General features: G+C 72.0%; 1 protein-coding gene. It reads left to right on the plus strand.

Annotated features, from left to right (window positions below; genetic code table 11):
• A partial coding sequence (locus ABD194_RS18560) for a fibronectin type III domain-containing protein (protein WP_343994240.1) occupies nt 1-1932 on the plus strand: 1932 nt, incomplete at both ends.

Genomic DNA, 1932 nt, shown 5'->3' on the forward strand with positions numbered 1-1932 from the left:
CCGCACCGTGCACGCCGACGTGCTGTCCAACGACCTCATCGCGGCCGGCGACTCCGTGTCGTTCGTCGACCTCTCCACGCTCAACGACCCCGACGTCCTCAAGCAGTTCGCGCGGCAGAAGGACGACACCTTCAAGGTCGTGGCACCCGAGGACGGCCCGGCCAAGGTGCTGACCTACGGCATCACCGACGGGCTCTTCGACCCGTCGAAGTCGACCCTGACCGTGCGGGGCCACAAGAGCTTCAACAACCCGCCGGTCGCCGTCGACGACACCGGGACCGTGAAGCCGGGCGAGACCTCGATCCTCGTGGACGCCCTGGCCAACGACCGTGACGTCGACGGCGACCAGGCGAGCCTGAAGATCACGAAGTTCGTCGGCGACGGCGTGACGCGCGAGGGCCGCAAGCTGCGCATCCAGCTGCGGCCCCAGGCACGCGTCGTGCCCTACGTCATCGAGGACGCCGACGGCGCCTCGGCGATGGCGCTGATCTACGTGCCGGCCGGCAGCAACGGCACGCCGTACGTCGTGGACGGCAAGGTCATCAAGATGGGCGCCGACTCGACGGTCAAGGTGTCGCTGGGCGACTACGTCAGCGACCCGCGCGGTGGCAAGGTCACGCTGACCTCGCCGGACACCCTGTCCACCTCACCCGAGCAGGACCTCCAGTCCCAGGCCGGCTCGGGCACCGAGATCACGCTGACCTCGACCAACGGCTACGTCGGTCCGGCAGCCGTGATGCTCGAGGTGACCAACGCGACCGGGACGGCGGACAAGGCCGCCCAGAGGGCATACGTCACGATCCCGGTCCAGGTCGGTCCGGACGTGCCGGTCCTGCGCTGCCCCGACCACGAGGTCCAGCTCGTCGCCGACGGCCCCGCCCGCTCCTTCGACATCCCGCGGCTCTGCCACGCGTGGGTGCCCACCGGCATGGACGCCGGCGACGCACAGTACGAAGCGGGCTGGAGCCCTGCGGTCGACCGCGTCGACCTGACGCAGACGGGGGCCGGTGGCCGCCAGGTGGTCCTCCGGGCCCAGGCGGGCGCCCAGGCGGGCACCACCGGCGCGGTCTCGGTAAAGGCCAAGGGCGGCGCCGAGACCTACAAGGTCAAGGTCCGGGTGGTCAGCGCCCCGCCGGCCGCGACCCTCCGCCCGGTCCGCATCGAGGGCCTCGTCGCCGGCACCAGCCGCACGGTGAACCTCGCGCAGTACCTCGACAGCCCGCTGACCGCTCCCAAGTGCGCCATCGGCCAGTCGCAGGTCGCCTCGGGCACCGGTGTCAGCGCTTCGGCGGGCGGGTGCCAGCTGACCGTGTCGGCCTCGGACAAGGCGCGCGGTGACGCCCGCATCCTCGTCTCCGTCACCGACGCGGCGGGACGACTGCCGGCCCGCGGCGAGGTGAGCGTCAGCGTCCGCAGCAAGCCCGACGCGATGACGGCGCCCACGGCCGTCGCCGACCGCATCCTCGGCAGCAGCGCGCGCGTCGACTTCCGGCCGCCCGCCTACGACGGCGGCCTGCCCATCGAGGGCTACGAGGTGACGGTCAACGGTCCGGGCGGTGGCACCAAGGCCTGCTCGTCGTCGCCGTGCACCATCACGGGCCTGACGAACGGCAAGGACTACTCCTTCACGGTCCGCAGCCGCAACCCGGTCGGCTGGTCCGACCCGAGCCCGGCGAGCAACACCGTGCGGCCCGACACCAAGCCCAAGGCCACCTCGATCACCGACGTCACCCCCGGGGACCGCAAGCTCACGGTGCGCTGGGCCGAGCCGGCCAACGACGGTAGCCCGGTGCTGGCGTACCGCGTCCAGTGGGTCGACATCGGCGGCAACGCCGGCGCCGGCAGCTCGGCGCCGGTCCAGGCGCCCGGCCTGACCAAGGTCATCAGCGGGCTCGTCAACAACGACGCCTACAACATCCGGGTGCAGGCGCG

Source organism: Terrabacter terrae, from assembly GCF_039529575.1.
Taxonomy (GTDB): Bacteria; Actinomycetota; Actinomycetes; order Actinomycetales; family Dermatophilaceae; genus Terrabacter; species Terrabacter terrae.